Source organism: Streptosporangium sp. NPDC005286, from assembly GCF_040607515.1.
Classification (GTDB): domain Bacteria; phylum Actinomycetota; class Actinomycetes; order Streptosporangiales; family Streptosporangiaceae; genus Streptosporangium.
In genome coordinates this window covers 34,995-54,044 of record NZ_JBEXGU010000017.1, presented here as the reverse complement: position 1 = coordinate 54,044, position 19,050 = coordinate 34,995, and the positions used below count along the sequence as shown (strand labels likewise).

Genomic DNA, 19,050 nt, shown 5'->3' with positions numbered 1-19,050 from the left:
CTTTCCGATTAAATAGTAACGATCGCAAAAGCCCGGCTCAGGTGCTCACCTGGGACGAGGTGTGCCCGTCCGGTCATCCCAGCCATCGTCGGATCGCCGTCCGGAGCGATGCGCGGGACTCCGCGTCCGGCCGCGGGACGTCGGAGGCCCACGCCACGTATCCGTCGGGCCGCAGCAGCAGCGCCGTGCACGGTACAGCGGATCCGGGCAGCCCTGCGGTTGCGGGGTATCCCCAGTCGCCGCCAGTGAAGTCGATCAGGTGCGGGCGGCCGTCCCTGGTCAGTTCGGCGAGCCGGACCCCGTCTTTGAGGTCCAGGTCGGGAGCCCACCGACCGGCCAGCGGATGGTCGCTGCCCACCTCGTAGCGGACGTCGGCGCCCGACATCAGGTCGGCGATACGGCGGACGTTGCGCGGGTCGCCGAGCAGTTCGGTGAACAGTGCGCGCAGGCCGGTGACCTCGCTGCCAGGGGCGATCAGCGCGGATTGGGCGCGCGAGGACATCACCACCCGCTCAGCGACCGGGCGTCGTTCGGACTCGTAGGTGTCGAGAAGACCGGCGGGGGCCGTGCCGCGCGCTTCGGCCGCGAGTTTCCAGCCAAGGTTGACCGCGTCCTGGAGGCCGAGGTTGAGCCCAGGCCCGCCGATCGCCGAGTGCACGTGAGCGGCATCGCCGACCAGCAGCACCCGGCCGTCTCGGAAACGCTCGGCCAGGCGGGTGTTGCCGCCGTTGAGCTTGCGCATCAAGTGCGGCCCTTGGCCGTCGGGCGGGCCGAAAGCGATGTTCACACCGAGCACGCGGTGGGCGCTGGCCTGCAGTTCCGCGAGCGTGAGCGGCCCCTCGGCGTCCTGTCCGTTCCACTCCATAGTGGAGATCAACGGTGCGGGGGCGCCCGGCAGGGGCGCGTACACGAACAACCCGCGGTCGGTCCGGTGGTGCAGTAACGGCGGGATGGGTCCGTACCCGGGAATGTCGAGGCCGCCGGTGGCCGGATCGACGAACTCGGCCGGCACGACGGCGTGCGCGGTGCGCGCGATCGTCTCGTCGGTCGTCACGCCGGGGAAGGCGATCCCGGCCAGCTTGCGTACGATGCTGTGCCCGCCGTCGGCACCGATCAGGTAGCGCGTTTCGATCGTGTACGGCCCGGCCGGCCCGCTGACCTGGAGGGTCACGCCATCAGCGTCCTGGGTGAATCCGGTGAGCTCGTGGCCGCGCCGGATCTCGACGGCGAGTTCGACGGCCCGTTCCTCCAGCATCTGCTCGATCCTGCGCTGCGGAACCTGGAGGATGTAGAGGGGGTTGTCGTCCAGCACACTCAGGTCGATGGGCAGCGCGCCGAAGACGAATCCGGGAGCGGGCCGCGGTGGGTCCTGGTTACCGGCGAGCCGCTCGTACAGGCCTCGCCGGTCGAGCATCCGTACCACCTGGCCGACCAGGCCGTTGGCGCGGTTGTCCTGGATGCGCTCCGGCAGGCGCTCCAGGACCAGGGGGCGGATTCCGGCCAGGCTCAGCTCGCAGGCCAGCATCAGGCCGTTGGGCCCGGCTCCGGCTATGACGATATCGGCGATCATAGTGTTCCTTCCGGGCATGACGGATCAACCGGCGGCAGGCCGGCTGATCTTCTATAGGGAAGATGGGAAAGGTCTGGAAGGGTCAGGGCGTGGGCAGGCCGGCGGCGACCTGACCGAGGGCGTCGCGCAGCAGTTCCTCGAACGGTGCCGGCGCATCGCCGTGGAGCCACAGATGGATGGCCGCGAGTATGGCGGCGCCGACCACCCCGGCGACCAGGTGCGGATACAGATCTCGATCGGCATCGGTGCCAGTGCGCTCGGCGACCGCCGCGGCCAGCGCTTCCTGCGCGGCCGTGTGGGCCTTGAGGAACTCGCCCTGGTGCTCCGGGTGCTGGCTCATCAACTTGACACCGGCGATCCAGCGCTCGTCGGCCGGACGCTCGGCCTCTTGCATGCCAAGCGCGAACCGGGCGAACACGGCGTTGGTGATGGCCTCCCACAGGGGTTCGTCGTCCGGCCTGGACCTCAGCTCGTCGGCGATCTGCACCGCTCGGTCGAAGTGCCTGGCCGCGATCGCCTCCCCCTTGCTGGAGAAGTAGTTGTTGAACGTGCGGTGCGAGACACCCACCTCGGCGGCGATGTCCTCCACCTTGACATTGTCGAAGCCACGCTCGACGGTCAGCTTGATCGCCGCCCAGCTCAGCGCAATCCGGGTTTCTTCCTTCTTGCGCTCTCTCAGCCCCATGCGAACACTCTACCCAAATTTGCGAGTCGCGCAAAGATGCGAGTCGCGCAAAAATGCGTGGCTCGCATGTATGCGACGGTCTTGCTCGATGCCTCCTCTCGCCGCCGCATCGAGCGACTCGGCCGCGCGCACTCGCTTGGCTGTCCGACAAGGCAAAGGAGTTGAGCACGCGTACCCTCCGTGAGCTCCGCTCGATCCTCGTCCGATCCATCTCCCGCGCTCAGGCCCGCGACAAGGTGAAGCGAAACGTCGCGCTGCTCTGCGAGATCCCCAAGGGAAAGGAGGGGCGTCCGTCCAAATCGCTCACCCTCGACCAGGCGGAAGCCGTGCTCAAGGCGTCCAAGGGGATGGCGTTGCACGCATACATCGTGCTCTCGCTGCTGCTCGGGGCACGCACCGAGGAACTTCGGGCGCTCACCTGGTCACACGTTGACCTCGACGGCACACCTTCCTCCGTCATGGTCTGGCGCTCGGTGCGGGAAGGCGGCGACACCAAGACCCGCAAGTCCCGGCGAACGCTGGCCATGCCGAGGCTCTGTGTGGAAGCCCTCAAGCTCCATCGCGAGCGGCAGGACGTGGCCCGCAAGGCGGCGGGCGTGAACTGGCAGGCCAACGGCCTCGTGTTCGCGTCCAAGGTCGGTACGGAGCTCGACGTCCGTGCCGTGCTCAAGAAGGCGGGTCTGAACGCCAAGGAGCGGACGCCCCGGGAGATGCGGCACAGCTTCGTCTCGCTGCTCTCCGACTCCGGCATCCCGCTGGAGAACATCTCCCGCCTGGTCGGCCACCGCAACACCTCGGTGACGGAGACGGTCTACCGCAAGCAGCTCCGCCCGATGCTCCTGGAAGGAGCCGAAGCGATGGATCACATCTTCGATCTGGATCAATGATCCTTCAGCCAGGATTCTAGGATGTTCAGCTCGCGCAGCGGAAAGGCTTGGCCTCTCCACTGCCGGGCGTATTCTTCCTCACCCATCTCGGAGAGCACCCTCCTGGCTGATCGGACCACCGCCCGCACGATGAGATCCACCTCACCCAGGAACGTGAATCGTTCCTGTCCTGCCTCATCCGGTTCCGGTCTCATATGGTCCCGGAACGTGAGAATGCGCAGCCGTACCGCACCGCCCTCATGCGTGAAGATCCATCGGTACTCGGTGGGCTCCCCGTCCCAGGAGAAGCGGAAGTCATCCCCTTGGGTGACCCGCACCAGGCCGTACAGAAGATCCCGCAGAGCATCGGTCACATAGGACACGACCATCCGGGCTTCGTGACCATCGTGGCCGATGGTGACCACAGACCACCCGTGCTCCGGTGCTCCGTAGGAGAACTCAAACTTCGACATGGTGATCATCGTCGCACCTGAACCGATAGTCACTCAGTTGGTCACTCAGCAACGCAAAAGGCCGCTTCCGATCTTTCGGAAGCGGCCTCTGACCTGGTGGGGCGTTCACGAGTGTGCGTGACCTGGACGAAGCAGGGACCTTGGAAGATCGCTTCCCGTATGGGAAGTGATCGTTTCCCGAACATGTCGGGGCGGGTAGGCCCAGTCAGGGCAGCCGGGGAGGTCACAGGGGTGCATGATCATGAGCCGCTGTCGACCGAGATCCGCTCGATCACTGCGTCAACGCATGCATTCTTGCCACCGTCCGAGCTGTTGAGAAGATGCCTGTCCAGTACGCCGCAGGAACCTATGAGTAGTAGTCTGCAGGGTCCGGGATTCGGTGAGCATCGGCTCCTGCGGAAACACCAAAAATCCGGGGAACGTGAGCACCCGGATGTCCCGGCCGATGAGCAATCGGCCTGGTTCGAACCTCGACTCTGGTTACTTAGCGCGTGTTTCCAGGAGCCTCAGAAGGTGTCGTGCTTCGCTAAGAAAAGCGTGGGTAAGCGCGATTGGTGATGGCGAAGCCGGACAAGCCGTGTCCGTAAATCTTGTTACCAGGGTGTCCGACTGGTGAGAAGATCGGGGGTGCTTCGAATAGCAAACGCAGTACTCGCAAGATTACCGGGACCGCTGCACGCACTTGCGCTGAAGCACCGTGAGCTGCTGAAGTTCGCGGTGGTGGGTGGAACAGCGTTCCTGGTGGACAACACGGTGTTCTATGGGCTGAAGCTGACCATTCTGGAACCGAAGCCGGTGACTGCGAAGGTCATCGCGGTGCTCGTGGCGACGATCGTGTCCTATGTGTTGAACCGTGAATGGTCGTTCCGGACCAGGGGCGGTCGCGAGCGCCGTCACGAGGCGGCGCTGTTCTTCCTGGTCAGTGGCGTCGGTCTGGTGCTCAGCTCCGTGCCGCTATGGATCTCCCGGTACGTGTTCCTGCTGGAGACCCCGGACGTGAGCCTGGTGACCCAGGAGATCGCCGACTTCGTGAGCGCGCAGGTCATTGGCACGCTGATCGCTATGGTTTTCCGTTTCTGGGCGTTCCGGAAGTGGGTCTTCCCCGACGAGGAGGCCCGGTCCGGCGGCGTGCGGCTGGCTCCCACTCCCGATTCCACGGAAGAGGCGGCTTGATGGCAGCGAATTCAGAAGCCGTTGCTCCGACTCCGGCGTCCCACTGGAGAACATCTCCCGCCTCGTCGGGCACAGCAACACGACGGTGACCGAGACGGTCTACCGCAAGCAGCTCCGCCCGGTGCTTCTTGAAGGAGCTAAGGCTATGGATCAGCTCTTTCCAGACCTGTGAACGGTACGGGATCATCTGTGCCCATTAACGGCGAGGTTTTCGAAGGGACACTGTGAACGATCACCGCATGTTCTATCTGGTTCCGCTGGTCCTCGGCTGGCTGGTCCTGCTTTGCGGCAGCTTCATGATGGTGTTTGTGCCGGGGAGCGCGATGTCGCTCGTCATCATGGTTGCAGCTTTCGGCCTGGCGTTCCTTCTGACGGCGGTGATGATGGCGATCACCGAACTGATCTCAGCGATCAGGCACAGCAGGTAGTCACTCAGCAACGCAAAAGGCCGCTTCCGATCTCTCGGAAGCGGCCTCTGACCTGGTGGAGATGAGGGGATTCGAACCCCTGACCCCTTCGATGCGAACCCCGGTGGGACGCACCGTTTCCGATCAACGGATGCCATCCGGTGTTGTCAGGTGCCGTGATAATGACGTCCGTTGATCCCGGCTGCGCTCCCGTGCCAGCGGGTCCGCTGACTTTTCGCTGACTCCGCTCAGCCGCCCGACCTGGGGCGACCACGGCTACGGGAAGTTGTGTTTCCCGCGACCGGCGCGAATTTGTCGGCCTTGTACGTCATGATCGGCGCTCGTCTTCAGTACGTCTCTCTCAAGGAGTGCCATGGCTGTCACCGAAGGAGCCGGATGGTCCGGCCTGGGCTGGAACGCCTGGACGGATCTCGCCGCGATCCGTGCTCGGCTCAACGCGGGCGCCGACCCGAATTCGGGAACGGACTTCCATGGACGCCCCCTCCATCACGCGGCCGAGGACGGCTCACCGGAAGTGGTCGCGGAACTGGCCCGGCGCGTCGACGACGTCGACGCGGAGGACGAGGGCCGCACCGCGCTCTGGCTCGCCGTCTTCAACAACCGCCCCGACAACGCCCGTGCCCTGGTCGCCGCCGGAGCGGACCCGTGGCGACCGATGATGAACGGCTGGTCCCCCGGACGGCTCAGCCTGGCCACTCCCACCCCTGATCTGTTCCCTCTTCCCGCTGGGGAGGCCGACCTATCCGCCACCGAGGCCGCCGCCGTGGCAGAGGCCAGACGTCTGACCGCCGCGTTGGGGCGCTTCGACGACGACGGCCACAGCCTCGCCTGCGTCGCCGACATCACCGCTGCCGAGGCGGTACGGCGCCTGGAGGCCGTACCGGCTGATGACGCTGACGTTGAAGAGATCATGGAGGATCCCTGGACGGATGTCGACGCCACCTTGTCCGTCATCGGTATCACCGATGTGCCCGGCGGATGCGTCGTCTTTCAGCCGTGTGGATACGCCGCGTCCAACCCCGGCGTCATAGAACGCCTGTCGGTGGGCACCGTCTGCTACGGGCTGTTCGCCAATCCCAAGAGCGGCAACCAGGGGGTCATCGCCCGTGACGGCGCCATCGAGGAATGGGACACCCACCCCGGCGGCGGCAACGTCTACTCCGAAGAATCCGCAGAGGAGATCCTCGCCACCTACCTCTACCACTACCACGCCGAGGCCTACTGCTTCGCCGGAGCGGGCCTCCGGCCGGCTGACGCCCGATCGATCAACGGCCAGGCCGACATGTGGCTCAAGCTGCCCGAACAAGACTGGTGGAGTTAACCGGAGATACGACGAGAAAGCTCGATTCCGCTACCTGAAGTCGGGCCTTCATCCTGCGGCTCGACCTCCGCCACAATGATCACGTGATCGACTACTACCGCGATTTCTTCGAGCGGCATCAGTGGCTGGAGGACGGACTCTCCTGGACCGTCGTGCAACCCCTCAACGAAGAGATCACGGTGGACGACCTCCTGCGACGACTGAACGGAGGCCGCGCCCCCGAGCAGCGCGTCATGGAGTATCCCCGGGAAGAGGCAGGGGAGGAGGACCGCCCCATCCTCCTCGTCTCCGGGGGAGAAGGAACCTGGGGTTTCCTCGAACTCGCCTATGGCTTCGGTCTGTCCGACCGCGTCCTGATCGAGCTCAGCAGGGAATCACGCGTGTGGATGGTGACCTGGCACTTCAACGGGGGATACACGATCCTCTATGCGGCCGGCGGCGAGATCAGGGCGCGGATGCGCGACTTCATCTTCACCGAGCACAGGGTGGAGAACGGTGATCCGAGCATCCTGGCCGGTTTCCACACCATGCTCGACGCTCTCGACCCGGAGGACTACCGCGGCAAACGCGGTGCGGCTTTCGCCTTCATCGAGGCGGCCACCGGCATGTGCCTGGACAGTGAGTTGCCGGATGTGGAGAACGCCCCCGTCGTCATCCTCGACAACCCTGCCGCCTGACCGGTTGTCGGCCAGCCTTCTCGCCACGGGGGCAGCTCATCCCCTCCGAAGACATCCGCTGACTTTTCGCTGACTCCGCCTCCGGAACCCCCAACGGACACCACCCCGCCCGGCCACGGCCACTGACGACCTACACGTCACCTGAGCAGCGAAAAGGCCCGACTCCATGATCTGGAATCGGGCCTTTCGTCTTGTGGAGATGAGGGGATTCGAACCCCTGACCCCTTCGATGCGAACGAAGTGCGCTACCGGACTGCGCTACATCCCCAAGACGTGGACTAGATTAGCAAACTTCCGGGGGCACTCGCGCCATCCAGAGCCACCGTCAGTCGCCGACCGCGCGGCGGGGTGTCTCGGCGTACTGGTCGAAGAGTTCGTCGCGGAGCGCGGTCAGGTCGATGACCTCGGCCACCGGGCGCTGGGCCTCCAGCAGGGCGGCACGGCGGCGGGCGCGTCTGGCACGTTCCGCACGGGCCTTGGCGGCCGCTCTCCGCTGCTCGGCGTCGATCTGCACGGTGACCCGGAGAATGGCCAGATAGGCCCCCAGAAGCACCACGGAGGGCGCCACACCCCACCAGGGGATGACCTGGACGGCGGCCGTCACCACGGAGGCGAGCAGGAGCAGCACGCACCAGAAGGTCAGCCGCCTGCGCTTGGCCACCTGCCGCCCCCTGCGGCGGAGCTCGGCGCGACGGCGCTCGGCCGCGGCCCTCCGCGGGTTGGGCCGGCGAGCGGGCGGGGTCTCGGGCACGGCCTGGGCACCCGTCGAGGTCTCCCGGCCGGCGGGTGGCGACGCGCCGTCGCCCGGCGGGAACTCCGACATGGTCCCGGTGGCGGAAAGGCCCCCCGAGGAGGACTCGGCCGGGGAGGATGCGTGCGGCGGCTCGACCAGGGTCTCGGTGGAATCCTCGTCGTAGGCGTACGACTCGGGGTCCTTGGTCGTCTCGACGAGGGTGTTGCGGTCGCGGCGCAGCCACATGGGCACGAGCACGCACAGCCACATAATGACAATGGCCAAATACAGGACAACGCTGCTCACGGCCACCTCCGGGCAGCATGAAGACGCGGGTGGTCTCCCGGCGCCTTCGATGTGCTCATGTCACGCACCGTAAGACCGCGTGTCACTATTTGACGAGCATTCGATGCGGTGTGTCGTGAGATCTTCAAACCTCTTCGTGCGGAGTGCCGCCATGGGCGGCCGCCTCACGGGCCCGCCGCCACCGCACAAGCAACCCTCTCGGCGCGTCTTCGACCGTGAGCGCGTAACAAATGTGGTCACGCCAGGCACCATCGATGTGCAAATGCCTACGTCTGATGCCCTCTTCCCTAAATCCAAGTTTTTCAACCACTCTGCGGCTCGCGTGATTTTCCGGCCGGATATTGGCCTCGACCCGGTGCAGCCCCGTGGTGAAGAAGCAGTGATCGACCGCCATGGCGACCGCGGTGGGGGTGATCCCGCGACCGGCCAGCGCGCCGTCCACCCAGTAACCGATCTGTGCCGACCTGGCGGAGCCCCAGACGATGGCGCCCACGGTGAGCTGCCCGGCGAAGGCGCCCTCGTAGGTGATCACCCACGGTAGTGCGAGGCCCTGCCGGGCCTCCCTGCGGAGGGTTCCGGCCATCGAGATGTAGGGACCGAGGCCGGTCTTGAAGAGGGGGGTTTCAGGATTGCTCGGCTCCCAGGGACGGAGCCAGTTCGCGTTGCGCAGCCGCGACTCCCGCCAGACGCGTACGTCCCGCAGCCGCAGCGGTCGAAGTCCTACCGGACCTTCCGTCAGGGTCACCGGCCAGCCACGAAGTCGATCCACGCCCTCCATCATCCCCCCAACACCGCCCACCGTGCCATGGGAGCCGGGGCAGCGGCCGCGACGGGCCCGCGTGAAAGTACGAGTCAGCGAGGGTGGTCTCCCCCGCGGATCTGGTCCACGGCATGCCGGAGCACCGGCGCCAGCACTGCCATGCCGTCGCGCACCCCTCCGGAGGAACCGGGCAGGTTGACGATCAGCGTGCCACCTGCCTGCCCGGCGAGCCCGCGCGACAGGATCGAGGTGGGTACCTTCTCCCGGTTGACCTGGCGGATCGCCTCGGCGATGCCGGGGACCTCCCTGTCGATCACCCGCCGGGTCATCTCCGGGGTGAGGTCGGCCGGGGTCAGCCCGGTGCCGCCGGTGGTGACGATCACGTCGTACCCCTCGGCCACCCCGGAGCGCAGCGCCGCCTCGACCGGCTCGCCGTCGGGAACCACCCTCGGCCCGTCCACCTCGCATCCGGCCTCGGCGAGCAGCCCGGCCAGCAGCTTCCCGGACGTGTCCTGGTACGTCCCGGCGGCTGCCCGGTTGGACGCGGTGATCACCAGGGCTCTCATGAGGTTCCCCTGGTCCAGACGCCCGTCTTGCCGCCGGTCTTCTCCTCGACCCGGACATCGGTGATCACGGCGGCCGGGTCGACCGCCTTGACCATGTCGATCAGAGCGAGCGCGGCGACCGAGACCGCGGTCAGCGCCTCCATCTCGACCCCGGTACGGTCGGCGGTCTTGACCCGTACCGTGATCTCCACGCCGTCGTCGACCACGGCCAGCTCGACCTTGACCCCGTGCAGCGCGATGGGGTGGCAGAGCGGGATCAGGTCGGGGGTCCGCTTGGCACCCATGATCCCGGCGATCCGCGCGGTGCCGATCGCGTCGCCCTTGGGGACCTCCCCCGACCGCAGCAGCGCCACGGCCTCGGCCGAGAGCAGCACCCTGCCGGTGGCGGTCGCCGTACGGACGGAGACCTCCTTGGCCGAGACGTCCACCATGCGAGCCGCGCCGGTCTCGTCGATGTGCGTGAATCCAGTCACAGTGGGATGACCTCCACACTCGCGCCCTCGGGAAGCTCGACGACGTCCTCGGGGACCACGATCAGGGCGTTGGCCGAGGCCAGGGCGGCGAGCTGGTGGGAGCCCTGCCTGCGTACCGGGTCGACGGTGCCGTCGGGGCCGAGCACGCCGCGCAGGTAGGAGCGCTTGCCCTGGGGCGAGCGGAGCGGCCCGGTGGTGACCGCCCGCACGGTCGCCGTGGGCTCGGCGGCCAGACCGCCCATCTTCCGCAGCGCGGGCCGGACGAACACCATGAACGACACGAACGACGACACCGGGTTGCCCGGCAACGCGAAGATCGGGATGTGGTCCTCGCCGACCACGCCGAAGCCCTGGGGCATGCCCGGCTGCATGGCGACCCGCTCGAAGCGGACCGTGCCGAGCGGCCCGAGGGCCTCCTTGACCGGCTCGTACGCCCCCATCGAGACACCGCCGCTGGTGATCACCAGGTCGGCCCGCAGGAGCTGCGCGTCGAGCTGGTCGAGAAACCGCGCGGCGTCGTCGACGACGATCCCCGCCCGGTAGCCCTCGCCACCCGCCTCGCGGACCGCGGCGATCAGGGCGAAGCTGTTGGACTCCCAGATCTGGCCGTCGCCCAGGGGCAGGCCGGGCTCGACCAGCTCGGCCCCGGTGGATATCACCACCACCCTCGGACGGGGCCGCACCAGCACCCGGCGGCGGCCCACCCCGGCCAGCACTCCGAGCTGCGCGGGCCCGATCGGGGTGCCCGCGGGCAGCACGACGTCACCGGCACGCACGTCCTCTCCCGACCTGCGAATGGCGTTCCCCGGCGGCGCGGAGCGGTTGATCACCACCTGCGCGGTACCGCCGTCGGTCCACTCGACCGGGATCACCGCGTCGGCCCCGGCGGGCAGCGGTGCCCCCGTCATGATCCGCATGACCATGCCGGGGCCGATGGCCTGCATCCGGCCGTCGCCGGCCGCGATGTCGTCGATCACCGGGAGCGTCACCGGGGCGCCGGCGACGTCCTCGGCCCGCACGGCGTAGCCGTCCATCGCGGAGTTGTCGAAGGGCGGCAGCGGAACCGGGGCCGTGACCTCCTCGGCCAGCGTGGTGCCCAGCGCCTGCTCCAGCTCCACCTCCAGCGGAGCGAGGACCCGGACCGTACGCAGGATGTCGGAAAGGTGGTCGTCGACCGATCTCATGGAGCTCATCGCGCGGCCAGGAACTCCTTGAGCCAGGGCAGGAACTCCGGTGCCAGGTCGGGGCGGTCGGCGGCGAACTGCACCACCGTACGGAGGTAGTCGAGCTTGTTACCGGTGTCGTAGCGGCGGCCTCGGAACAGCACTCCGTGCACCGGGCCGCCCTGGTCGTTGCCGCGCCCGGCGAGGGTACGCAGGGCGTCGGTGAGCTGGATCTCGTTGCCGCGTCCCGGCGGGGTGTTCTCCAGGACCTCGAAGACGGCCGGGTCGATCACGTACCGGCCGATGACCGCCCAGTTGGACGGGGCCTCGTCCGCAGGGGGCTTCTCCACCAGGTCGGTCACCCTGACCACGTCGTCCTCGTCGGTGGGCACGATGGCGGCGCAGCCGTACAGGGAGACCTGCTCCCTGGGGACCTCCATCAGCGCGATGACGCTGCCGCCGTGCACGCCGCGTACCTCGATCATGCGCTTGAGGAGCTCGTCGCGGTAGTCGATGAGGTCGTCACCGAGCAGGCACGCGAAGGGGTTGTCGCCCACGTGCTGCTTGGCGCAGAGGACCGCGTGGCCGAGGCCGCGCGGCCTGCCCTGCCGTACGTAGTGGATGGTGGCCAGGTCCGCGGGCTCGCGTACCTGGGAGAGGCGCTCGTCGTCGCCCTTGGCCTCCAGGGCCTCCTCAAGCTCGATCGCCCGGTCGAAGTGGTCCTCGATGGAACGCTTGTTCTTCCCGGTGACCATGAGGACGTCGAGCAGTCCGGCGGAGACCGCCTCCTCGACGACATACTGGATCGCGGGCTTGTCGACGATCGGCAACATCTCCTTGGGGGTCGCCTTGGTCGCCGGAAGAAAACGGGTGCCCAGACCCGCCGCGGGGACAACGGCTTTCGTCACAGCATCGAAGTCGGCCATAACCGAAACCATAGTGGAGGGACCCGTGGACAAGCTGAGGCTGCGTGCCACTATCGAGGCGGCGCGGGCCGCGATCCCCGATGAGCAGCGCCATGCGGCCTCCGTCCAGATCAGGGAATCCCTGTTGGACCGGCCCTGGGTCCAGATGGCCGGACTCGTCGCGTGCTACTGGTCGATCGGGACGGAGCCCGCGACCCACGGGCTGGTCTTCGCCCTGTGGAAGCACGGCGCGACCGTGATCCTGCCCGTGCTCCGCGACGACGCCGATCTCGACTGGGCCGTGTACGACGGCCCGGACACCCTGGCCCCCGGCCGCTTCGGGATCATGGAACCGGTCGACACCCGCCGCGGCGTCGACGCGATCAGGACCGCGGCACTGGTGATCGTGCCCGCGCTGGCGGTGGACAGGTCCACTGGGGTACGGCTCGGGCGGGGCGGCGGCTCCTACGACCGGGCACTGGCCAGGGTCGGCCCGAACGTGCCGACCGTGGCGCTGCTGCACGAGGGCGAGTTGCTCGACGACGTGCCCGCCGAGCCGCACGACGTGGCGGTCCGCTACGCGGCGACGCCCGAGGGGATCTTCAGGACGGGCGCCACGGGCACCTGAGCCGGCCGATCACCCAAAAGCACGAGACCGACCCGGAGATCTCCACAGTCGGCACGCGAGCACCTGGCCGCCCCAGGAAACCTCCCGACACCAACGCCCCGGGCACACGACCGGCCCGGAGATCTCCACAACCGGCGCCGGGAACATGTGCCCGACCACGGTGAGTCACCGGAGTCGGCATCGTGAACACACAATCACCGCCTGTCCCGGGCCGGTGTGCCCCCGGGCTGTGACCCGCTGTGCGCGTGGGGCGTGTGTGACGCCCTTTTCGAATGCGACACAATGGTCCCCACAGACAGAGAGGGGACCAGATGGGGCTGGACGTCTGGCTGCTTCTCGGTGCCGGAGTCGTCATCGCGGCCGTCGTCGCCGTACGTGTCGCCCACTGGAGCGGACTGCCCAGCCTTCTGATCTTCCTGGGCTTCGGAGTGCTCCTCGGTGAGTCCGGGCTCGGGCTGCAGTTCGAGAACCCGGAGCTCGCCCAGCAGATAGGCCTGATCGCGCTGGCGATCATCCTGGCCGAGGGTGGCCTGACCACCACCTGGAGCCACGTCAAGGGAGCCATTCCCACCGCCCTGGTGCTCGCCACCGTCGGCGTGGGGGTGAGCATCGCGGCCGTCGCGATCTCGGTGCACCTGATCCTCGACCTGGACTGGCGGACCGCGCTGCTGCTCGGCGCGATCCTCGCCTCCACCGACGCCGCCGCCGTCTTCTCCGTGCTACGCCGCCTGCCCCTGCCGCCGCGCCTCGCGGGCATCCTGGAGGCCGAGTCGGGTTTCAACGACGCGCCCACGGTGATCGCGGTGATGCTGCTGAGCACCGCCACCTCGCCCAGCCTCGGGGTCGCGCTGTTCGAGGTGCTCTTCGAGCTGGTGGTGGGCGCGGCCATCGGCCTGGCGGTCGCCCCGCTCGGCATCTACGCGCTGCGCCGCATCGCGCTCCCCGTCTCCGGCCTGTATCCCATCGCGGTGCTGGCCCTCGCGTTCGTCGCCTACGCGGGAGCCGTGTTGCTGCACGGCAGCGGCTTCCTGGCGATCTATCTCGCGACGCTGGTCATGGGCAACTCCCGGATGCCGCACCGCGCGTCCTCGCGAGGTTTCGCCGAGGGCGTGGCCTGGCTGGCCCAGATCGGCCTGTTCGTCATGCTCGGGATACTGGTCAGCCCTTCGGAGATGCCGACCGCGGTCGTACCCGGCCTGGTCGCCGGGCTGATCCTGGTCGCGGTGGCCCGCCCTCTGTCGATCATGGTTTCCGCCTTCCTGACCCGTCTGACGGGCATCGCCAGGCTCAACTGGCGAGAACAGGCGTTCCTGTCGTGGGCCGGGTTGCGCGGCGCGGTGCCCATCGTGCTCGCGACCATCCCCTGGGCCGCCACCTCCATCGAGAACGGCACGGCCAAGCTCGTGTTCAACGAGGTCTTCGTGATCGTCGTCGTCTACACGCTGCTGCAGGGGCCGACCCTGCCGTTCGTGGCGAAGCTCCTCGGGCTGTCCACCCCCGACGAGGCCCGCGACCTGGAGGTCGAGTCGGCACCGCTGGAGGAACTCAACGCCGACCTGCTCCAGGTCAAGGTGCCGCCGACGTCCAAGCTGCAGGGCGTGGAGATCTTCGAGCTGCGACTGCCCCGCGACGCCCAGGTGACGCTGATCGTCAGGGAGGGCCGGACGTTCGTCCCCACCGACTCCACCAGGATCAAGGTCGAGGACCAGCTCCTGGTCGTGACGACGGCCGCCTGCCGGGACACCGTCGAGCGCCGGATGCGGGCGATCAGCCGCAAGGGCAAGCTCGCGGGCTGGTACGGCGAGCGTGGCGTCTGATCGAGATCTCCCTTTGGAATGCGAAGACGCCAACTCGCGTTTAAGCTTGTCGGCTGCGTACCATTAGCAGTCGCGCCACTAGAGTGCCAATCGGCGCGGACCACATGAGGAGGAGCGCGTGCCCACCTACCAGTACGCCTGCAGTGCCTGTAACCACCAGTTCGAAATCGTCCAGAAGTTCTCCGACGACGCTCTCACCGAGTGCCCGAGCTGCGCGGGCGACCTGCGCAAGGTGTTCTCCGCGGTCGGCATCGTCTTCAAGGGTTCGGGCTTCTACCGGACCGACAGCCGGTCGTCCTCGTCCAGCACGGTGAGCTCGTCGAGTTCCTCGGACTCGTCCGGCTCGTCGAAGTCATCCGACTCGTCGAGCTCCTCCACCTCGTCGGACTCGAAGTCCGACGCCAAGCCGGCGAAGGTGGCGAGCAGCCCGGCCCCCGCGGCGTCCTAGGCTCCCGGCCGCCGAGAGGCCCAGGGGCGCCAGGGCTGCCATCGGGGGCCCAGGCCAGAGCGCTCATCTCGGCGCCCGGTATCCACAGGCCGCCGTGTGGACTCCCGCAGGAGGTTATCCACAGGCAGTCCCCCGGGCTCCTCAAGTACCCTGCCGTGGCGCTAATCTCGGCGCCATGGGCACTCGCGCGGATATCGGAGTCATCGGCGGCTCGGGCTTCTACTCGTTGCTCGACGACGCCACAGAGGTCGAGATCACCACACCGTACGGGCCACCGAGCGACGTCGTCACCGTCGGCCGCATCGGATCGCGCTCGGTCGCCTTCGTGCCCCGCCACGGCCGCGACCATCGCTTCCCGCCACACCTCATCCCCTACCGGGCGAACCTGTGGGCACTGCGCTCCCTCGGCGTGCGCCAGGTCCTCGCCCCCAGCGCGGTCGGCTCGCTGCGCCCCGAGATCGGCCCCGGCGCCCTGGTCGTCCCCGACCAGCTCGTCGACCGCACCGCCGGCCGCGTGCAGACCTACTACGACGAGGGCGGCGTCGTCCATGTCGCCTTCGCCGACCCCTACTGCCCCTCGGGCCGCGAGGCGGCGGTCTCCAGCGCGCGTTCCTCCGACTGGGAGGTGTCCGACGGCGGCACCCTCGTGGTCATCCAGGGCCCGCGCTTCTCGACCCGCGCGGAGTCCCGCTGGTTCAGCGGCAACGGCTGGTCGATCGTCGGCATGACCGGCTTCCCCGAGGCCATCCTCGCCCGCGAGCTGGCCCTCTGCTACACCTCGATCTCCCTCGTCACCGACCACGACGCCGGGGTCGAGGCGGGTGAGGGGGTCACCCACGAGGAGGTCCTCGCCTTCTTCGCCACCAACGTCACCCGGATGCGCTCCCTGATCACCGACGTCGTCACCGCCCTCCCCGAAGACCGCACCTGCCCCTGCCCCACCGCCCTGGACGGCCTGAAGCTCCCCTTCGACCTCCCCGACTGAGCCCATGCCTGGCCGGGAAGGTCCTTCCTCAAGGGAGACCACCCGGTCCACAACACCGCTCCCCCTTCGCCTCGCCGTTGAGCCTCCGCCTCCCAATGATCACCGTTCTCCGGGGTTCCGGAGAGCCTCGACCTCCCAGACCGAACCCGTACCCCGGGAAGAGTCGTTCCTCGGAAACATCACCTCGGCGATCACCCATTTCATGGGGATCGTCAACCCGCCATCCAGCGGGAGTCGTCCCCGTCCCGCCATCCGGCGGGACGTTCCGTCACGGGCACCGCGCCGCCCGGCTCCCATCCATGGAGTCAGCCATGCGCGCCCTGCGCCGCCTCCTCGGCCGCCGTCACCGCCTGCTCGCCGCCCTCGTCGCCGCCCTGGCGATGGGATGCGCCCTACTGGCCCTGCGCCCGGACACCGCCTCGGTGATCGTCCTGACCGCCGCCAGGGATCTCCCCGGCGGCGTGCTGAAGGGGACCGACCTGACACCCGCGGCCCTGAGGCCCGACACCGTCCCCGACGGCGCCCTGAGACCCGGCACACCGTTCGCCGGAAAGATCCTGGCCGGTCCCGCACGGCGCGGGGAGCCGCTGACCGACGTCCGCCTGCTCGGCCCCGGCCTGCTGGCCGCCCACGGCCCCGGAGCGGTCGCCACCCCGGTCCGCGTCGCCGACCCCGAGACCGCGCGCCTGCTCTCGCCGGGTGACGTGGTGGACGTGCTCGCCGCCGCCACCTCGACGTGGGACGGCACCGCCCCCGCGACGACCGTGGCCGAGGACGTCACGGTCCTGGCCACCCCGGACGAGAAGTCGGAGCGAGGCGCCCTCGTCGTGCTGGCCACCACCTCGGCCCAGGCGACCGAACTGGCCTCCGCCCAGGCGGGCGGACGGCTCTCCATCACGATCGGCGCCCGCGCGAGGTGATTCCCAGAGCGTGCTCCCAGCGCCAGGGCTAGGGCGTGTCTCTTAGGCCGGGTGGTCAGTTGATCGGACATGCCTGTCCGATCAGTACTCCAGCCGCATTCGTGACCTGTCACAGGGTGAGGCGGTGAGGGCGGGCGGGTTGGCGGGGGGCCGTTTACGGCTGGAAGTACTCCGACATCAGGCGGCTGACCCATTCCGGCTGCTTGATGTTCACCGCGCGGAACTCCGCCATCGTCGGCTTCAGGTCAATGACCGGGGTGCCGGAGACCGCGTCGAGGCCCACCACCGTCAGTTCGCGGCCGTGGACGGATTCGATGGCGCAGCACGTTACCCCGATGCGGTTCGGTCTGCGGGGGCCGCGGCCGGCGAAGACACCAACAGGCGGGAGGTCGGAGCGGCCGCGGTAGGGGCGGGGTTCGCGGTAGTCGTCGTGTTCCGGGAACTGGTCGAAGATGAAGAGGATCTCCACGTGGGAGAAGCCCTCCAGACCCTGGAGGCACGCCTCGCCGAAGCGCTCGTCGATGGTGATCGTGCTGCGGACGGCACCCCAGTTGTCCGTGTGCTGGACGTCCGTTCGGTTGTTCCGGACTGTACCTATCGGTGTGACCTCGAAGCTTGGCATGGCAAGGTTCTATCGCTTTGGTCAGCGTCGTGCCCAGATGAGGATGGCGGCGAGGTGGAGTGCGGCCTGGTGGGCCTTGGTGCTCAGCCCGCCGCGGGAGCGTCCGAGTGCGTGATGGTCCGGCTCGTCGCGGCCTGCGGCCCTTTTTTTGCGTGCTCCGGCGGCGTGCTGGTGCGCCCGCACGACCGTGGAGTCCACCGGCACGGTCCAGTCCAGGCCGTCATCAGTGTCGGCCGCCGCCGGCACAGCCGTAAGGATCTTCGTCCAGGTACCGTCCACGGCCCACCTGATCAGCCGCTTGTGAGCGGTCTGGAAAGAACCGAGCTCGTCGGGAAGGTCCCGCCAGGGCGAACAGGTGCGGTACTTCCACGCAATGGCCTCCAGGGTGCGGCGGTGGTCGGCCCACCGCCGCCCGCGGACCGGGTCAGGCGGCTTCAACGGCTCGATCCGAGCCCACATCGCATCAGTGATCACTAACCGGACAGACACATCCGGTCAACTGATCAATCCACCAAAGAGACGCGCCCTAGCTATGGCACTGTGGCCTCATGGACGATCGAGATTGACGTCGGCTTACCTGAGGTTCGGGCTTGGATCGAGGCCGGTCAGGCTGGCGGTGGCGGTCCACAGGCGCGCCGCGAGTACAGTGTCGGCCAGGTGACCTTGGATGGGTTCGAGGGTGGGCAGGCCGCGGATCCCGAATACCCGAGGCCCCCAAAGCTGGCCACCGCACACCGACGGGTCGAGGACGGCCCGGACGGCGGGCCAGGCGGCGGCCTCCTTGCTCTGCAAGAGGAGGCCGGCGGGCAGGCCGCGCAGTCGTTCGCCGCTGGTTCGGACGTGGACAGGCGGGCGTGAAGGGGTGAGGGAGTCGAGTGCGCCGCCGGGGTGGGTGATCACGCTCAGCGTCGTGCTGCCGGCGGCGCGCAGGCGGCGGTCGAGTTCGAAGCCGAAGAGCATCTGCGCGAGTTTGGATCGTGCATAGGTGCGCTTTGGCCGGTAGTCGCGCGTGCTCTGGAGATCGTCAAGGTCCAGGCTCTCGGACTTTGCCGTGAAGCTGCCGGTGGTGACGACGCGGCTCGCGGGTGTGGCCGTCAGCAGGGGGGCGAGCCACCAGATCAGCGCGAAGTGCCCCAGATGGTTGGTGGCGAACATCAGCTCGTTGCCGTCCATGGTCTCGCGCCGCGGCGGCTGGTCGAGCAGCACTCCGGCGTTGCAGACGACCGCGTCCAGTCTGTCCAGTCTCAGGGCGTCCGCGGAGGCTTTGAGCGAGGAGAGGTCGGCCAGATCCAGGCGGATGTGACGGACGTGCGCGCCGGGGACGCGGGCGCGGATCGAGACCTGCGCGGCTTCGGCCTTGGCGGGGTCACGGCTGGCGAGGATGACGGTGGCGCCGGTGCCGGCAAGTTGTTCGGCGACGAAGTATCCGATGCCCGCGTTGCCGCCGGTGACGAGGAAGTTCTTGCCCTCGGCGTGCGGCAGGCGCCGTACGTCCCAGGGGGCTGGGCTGTGGAGGGAGGACATCGTCCAG

Annotated in this window: 22 protein-coding genes, 1 tRNA gene and 1 pseudogene; 10 read left to right on the top strand and 14 right to left on the bottom strand. The window is 68.2% G+C overall.

From position 1 onward, the window contains the following. Positions 1 to 73 precede the first annotated feature (73 nt). Together ABZU75_RS09470 and ABZU75_RS09465 are read right to left on the bottom strand one after the other, a co-directional pair. Positions 74 to 1,570, bottom strand: a complete 1,497-nt coding sequence (locus tag ABZU75_RS09470; RefSeq protein ID WP_355551249.1) for an FAD-dependent monooxygenase — start codon at positions 1,568 to 1,570, stop codon at positions 74 to 76. A gap of 82 nt (positions 1,571 to 1,652) precedes the next feature. After that, complete coding sequence (locus ABZU75_RS09465; protein ID WP_355551247.1) at positions 1,653 to 2,255, bottom strand: TetR family transcriptional regulator; 603 nt, start codon at positions 2,253 to 2,255, stop codon at positions 1,653 to 1,655. Between the two features lie 161 nt (positions 2,256 to 2,416). Here ABZU75_RS09465 and ABZU75_RS09460 point away from each other — a divergent pair, with 161 nt between their 5' ends. Beyond that, positions 2,417 to 3,142 carry a site-specific integrase gene (locus ABZU75_RS09460; RefSeq protein ID WP_355551245.1) on the top strand — a complete coding sequence of 242 codons (726 nt, stop codon included), beginning with the start codon at positions 2,417 to 2,419 and terminating at the stop codon, positions 3,140 to 3,142. Here the strand turns inward: ABZU75_RS09460 and ABZU75_RS09455 are convergent. Continuing rightward, complete coding sequence (locus ABZU75_RS09455; RefSeq protein WP_355551243.1) at positions 3,136 to 3,603, bottom strand: hypothetical protein; 468 nt, start codon at positions 3,601 to 3,603, stop codon at positions 3,136 to 3,138. The two genes, ABZU75_RS09460 and ABZU75_RS09455, sit on opposite strands and share 7 nt — an antisense overlap. 618 nt (positions 3,604 to 4,221) lie before the next feature. Here ABZU75_RS09455 and ABZU75_RS09450 point away from each other — a divergent pair. The 4 genes from ABZU75_RS09450 to ABZU75_RS09435 all read left to right on the top strand — a co-directional run bounded on the left by ABZU75_RS09450 (position 4,222) and on the right by ABZU75_RS09435 (position 7,193). After that, the gene (locus ABZU75_RS09450) at positions 4,222 to 4,767 is read left to right on the top strand and encodes a GtrA family protein (RefSeq protein ID WP_355551241.1); all 546 of its coding nucleotides are present in this window, start codon (positions 4,222 to 4,224) and stop codon (positions 4,765 to 4,767) included. Positions 4,768 to 5,006: 239 nt separating this feature from the next. After that, positions 5,007 to 5,195, top strand: a complete 189-nt coding sequence (locus tag ABZU75_RS09445; protein WP_355551239.1) for a hypothetical protein — start codon at positions 5,007 to 5,009, stop codon at positions 5,193 to 5,195. Positions 5,196 to 5,547: 352 nt separating this feature from the next. Further along, positions 5,548 to 6,516: an ankyrin repeat domain-containing protein gene (locus ABZU75_RS09440; RefSeq protein ID WP_355551237.1), complete on the top strand. Its 969-nt coding sequence runs from the start codon at positions 5,548 to 5,550 to the stop codon at positions 6,514 to 6,516. 83 nt (positions 6,517 to 6,599) lie between these two features. Then, a complete protein-coding gene (locus ABZU75_RS09435) occupies positions 6,600 to 7,193 on the top strand; it encodes a hypothetical protein (RefSeq protein WP_355551235.1) in 594 nt (197 codons plus the stop codon). A 194-nt stretch (positions 7,194 to 7,387) separates the two neighbouring features. On the opposite strand, the gene ABZU75_RS09430 is transcribed toward ABZU75_RS09435, so the two are convergent. The 7 genes from ABZU75_RS09430 to galU all read right to left on the bottom strand — a co-directional run bounded on the left by ABZU75_RS09430 (position 7,388) and on the right by galU (position 12,120). Continuing rightward, positions 7,388 to 7,461, bottom strand: a tRNA-Ala gene (locus ABZU75_RS09430). Positions 7,462 to 7,518: 57 nt separating this feature from the next. Continuing rightward, positions 7,519 to 8,232, bottom strand: a complete 714-nt coding sequence (locus tag ABZU75_RS09425) for a hypothetical protein (protein ID WP_355551233.1) — start codon at positions 8,230 to 8,232, stop codon at positions 7,519 to 7,521. 124 nt (positions 8,233 to 8,356) lie between these two features. Beyond that, positions 8,357 to 9,010: a GNAT family protein gene (locus tag ABZU75_RS09420; protein ID WP_350930299.1), complete on the bottom strand. Its 654-nt coding sequence runs from the start codon at positions 9,008 to 9,010 to the stop codon at positions 8,357 to 8,359. 74 nt (positions 9,011 to 9,084) lie between these two features. Further along, on the bottom strand, positions 9,085 to 9,558 hold the full coding sequence (locus ABZU75_RS09415; RefSeq protein ID WP_350930284.1) for a MogA/MoaB family molybdenum cofactor biosynthesis protein: 474 nt from the start codon (positions 9,556 to 9,558) through the stop codon (positions 9,085 to 9,087). Continuing rightward, positions 9,555 to 10,031: a cyclic pyranopterin monophosphate synthase MoaC gene (gene moaC, locus ABZU75_RS09410; RefSeq protein WP_350930283.1), complete on the bottom strand. Its 477-nt coding sequence runs from the start codon at positions 10,029 to 10,031 to the stop codon at positions 9,555 to 9,557. The genes ABZU75_RS09415 and moaC overlap by 4 nt, the downstream gene beginning before the upstream one ends. Beyond that, entirely contained in the window at positions 10,028 to 11,215 is a 1,188-nt protein-coding gene (gene glp, locus ABZU75_RS09405) for a gephyrin-like molybdotransferase Glp (RefSeq protein ID WP_355551290.1), read from the bottom strand. Before glp ends, moaC begins: the two co-directional genes overlap by 4 nt. Before the next feature lie 5 nt (positions 11,216 to 11,220). Then, positions 11,221 to 12,120 (bottom strand): UTP--glucose-1-phosphate uridylyltransferase GalU, encoded by a 900-nt coding sequence (gene galU, locus ABZU75_RS09400; protein ID WP_355551230.1) that lies wholly within the window; start codon positions 12,118 to 12,120, stop codon positions 11,221 to 11,223. 25 nt (positions 12,121 to 12,145) lie between these two features. Between galU and ABZU75_RS09395 the strand changes: the two genes are divergently transcribed. The 3 genes and pseudogenes from ABZU75_RS09395 to ABZU75_RS09385 form a co-directional block, all read left to right on the top strand. After that, positions 12,146 to 12,727 carry a 5-formyltetrahydrofolate cyclo-ligase gene (locus ABZU75_RS09395; RefSeq protein WP_355551228.1) on the top strand — a complete coding sequence of 194 codons (582 nt, stop codon included), beginning with the start codon at positions 12,146 to 12,148 and terminating at the stop codon, positions 12,725 to 12,727. Positions 12,728 to 13,038: 311 nt separating this feature from the next. Next, complete coding sequence (locus ABZU75_RS09390; protein WP_355551226.1) at positions 13,039 to 14,544, top strand: potassium/proton antiporter; 1,506 nt, start codon at positions 13,039 to 13,041, stop codon at positions 14,542 to 14,544. A 118-nt stretch (positions 14,545 to 14,662) separates the two neighbouring features. Beyond that, a pseudogene (locus tag ABZU75_RS09385) lies at positions 14,663 to 14,803 on the top strand (FmdB family zinc ribbon protein); the annotation flags it as partial. Positions 14,804 to 14,817: 14 nt separating this feature from the next. On the opposite strand, the gene ABZU75_RS09380 reads toward ABZU75_RS09385, so the two are convergent. After that, positions 14,818 to 14,949 (bottom strand): hypothetical protein, encoded by a 132-nt coding sequence (locus tag ABZU75_RS09380; protein ID WP_355551293.1) that lies wholly within the window; start codon positions 14,947 to 14,949, stop codon positions 14,818 to 14,820. Positions 14,950 to 15,167: 218 nt separating this feature from the next. Between ABZU75_RS09380 and ABZU75_RS09375 the strand changes: the two genes are divergently transcribed. Beyond that, positions 15,168 to 15,977, top strand: coding sequence for an S-methyl-5'-thioadenosine phosphorylase (locus ABZU75_RS09375; protein WP_355551224.1), 810 nt, complete (start codon positions 15,168 to 15,170; stop codon positions 15,975 to 15,977). Positions 15,978 to 16,288: 311 nt separating this feature from the next. Beyond that, entirely contained in the window at positions 16,289 to 16,897 is a 609-nt protein-coding gene (locus ABZU75_RS09370) for an RcpC/CpaB family pilus assembly protein (RefSeq protein WP_355551222.1), read from the top strand. 154 nt (positions 16,898 to 17,051) lie between these two features. Here the strand turns inward: ABZU75_RS09370 and ABZU75_RS09365 are convergent, their stop codons facing one another. From ABZU75_RS09365 to ABZU75_RS09355, 3 genes are all read right to left on the bottom strand, one after another. Then, entirely contained in the window at positions 17,052 to 17,519 is a 468-nt protein-coding gene (locus tag ABZU75_RS09365) for an SAM-dependent methyltransferase (RefSeq protein WP_350845742.1), read from the bottom strand. A gap of 21 nt (positions 17,520 to 17,540) precedes the next feature. Beyond that, positions 17,541 to 17,993, bottom strand: coding sequence for an IS5 family transposase (locus ABZU75_RS09360; RefSeq protein WP_355551219.1), 453 nt, complete (start codon positions 17,991 to 17,993; stop codon positions 17,541 to 17,543). Between the two features lie 99 nt (positions 17,994 to 18,092). Continuing rightward, the gene (locus tag ABZU75_RS09355; protein WP_355551217.1) at positions 18,093 to 19,043 is read right to left on the bottom strand and encodes an SDR family NAD(P)-dependent oxidoreductase; all 951 of its coding nucleotides are present in this window, start codon (positions 19,041 to 19,043) and stop codon (positions 18,093 to 18,095) included. Positions 19,044 to 19,050 lie beyond the last annotated feature (7 nt).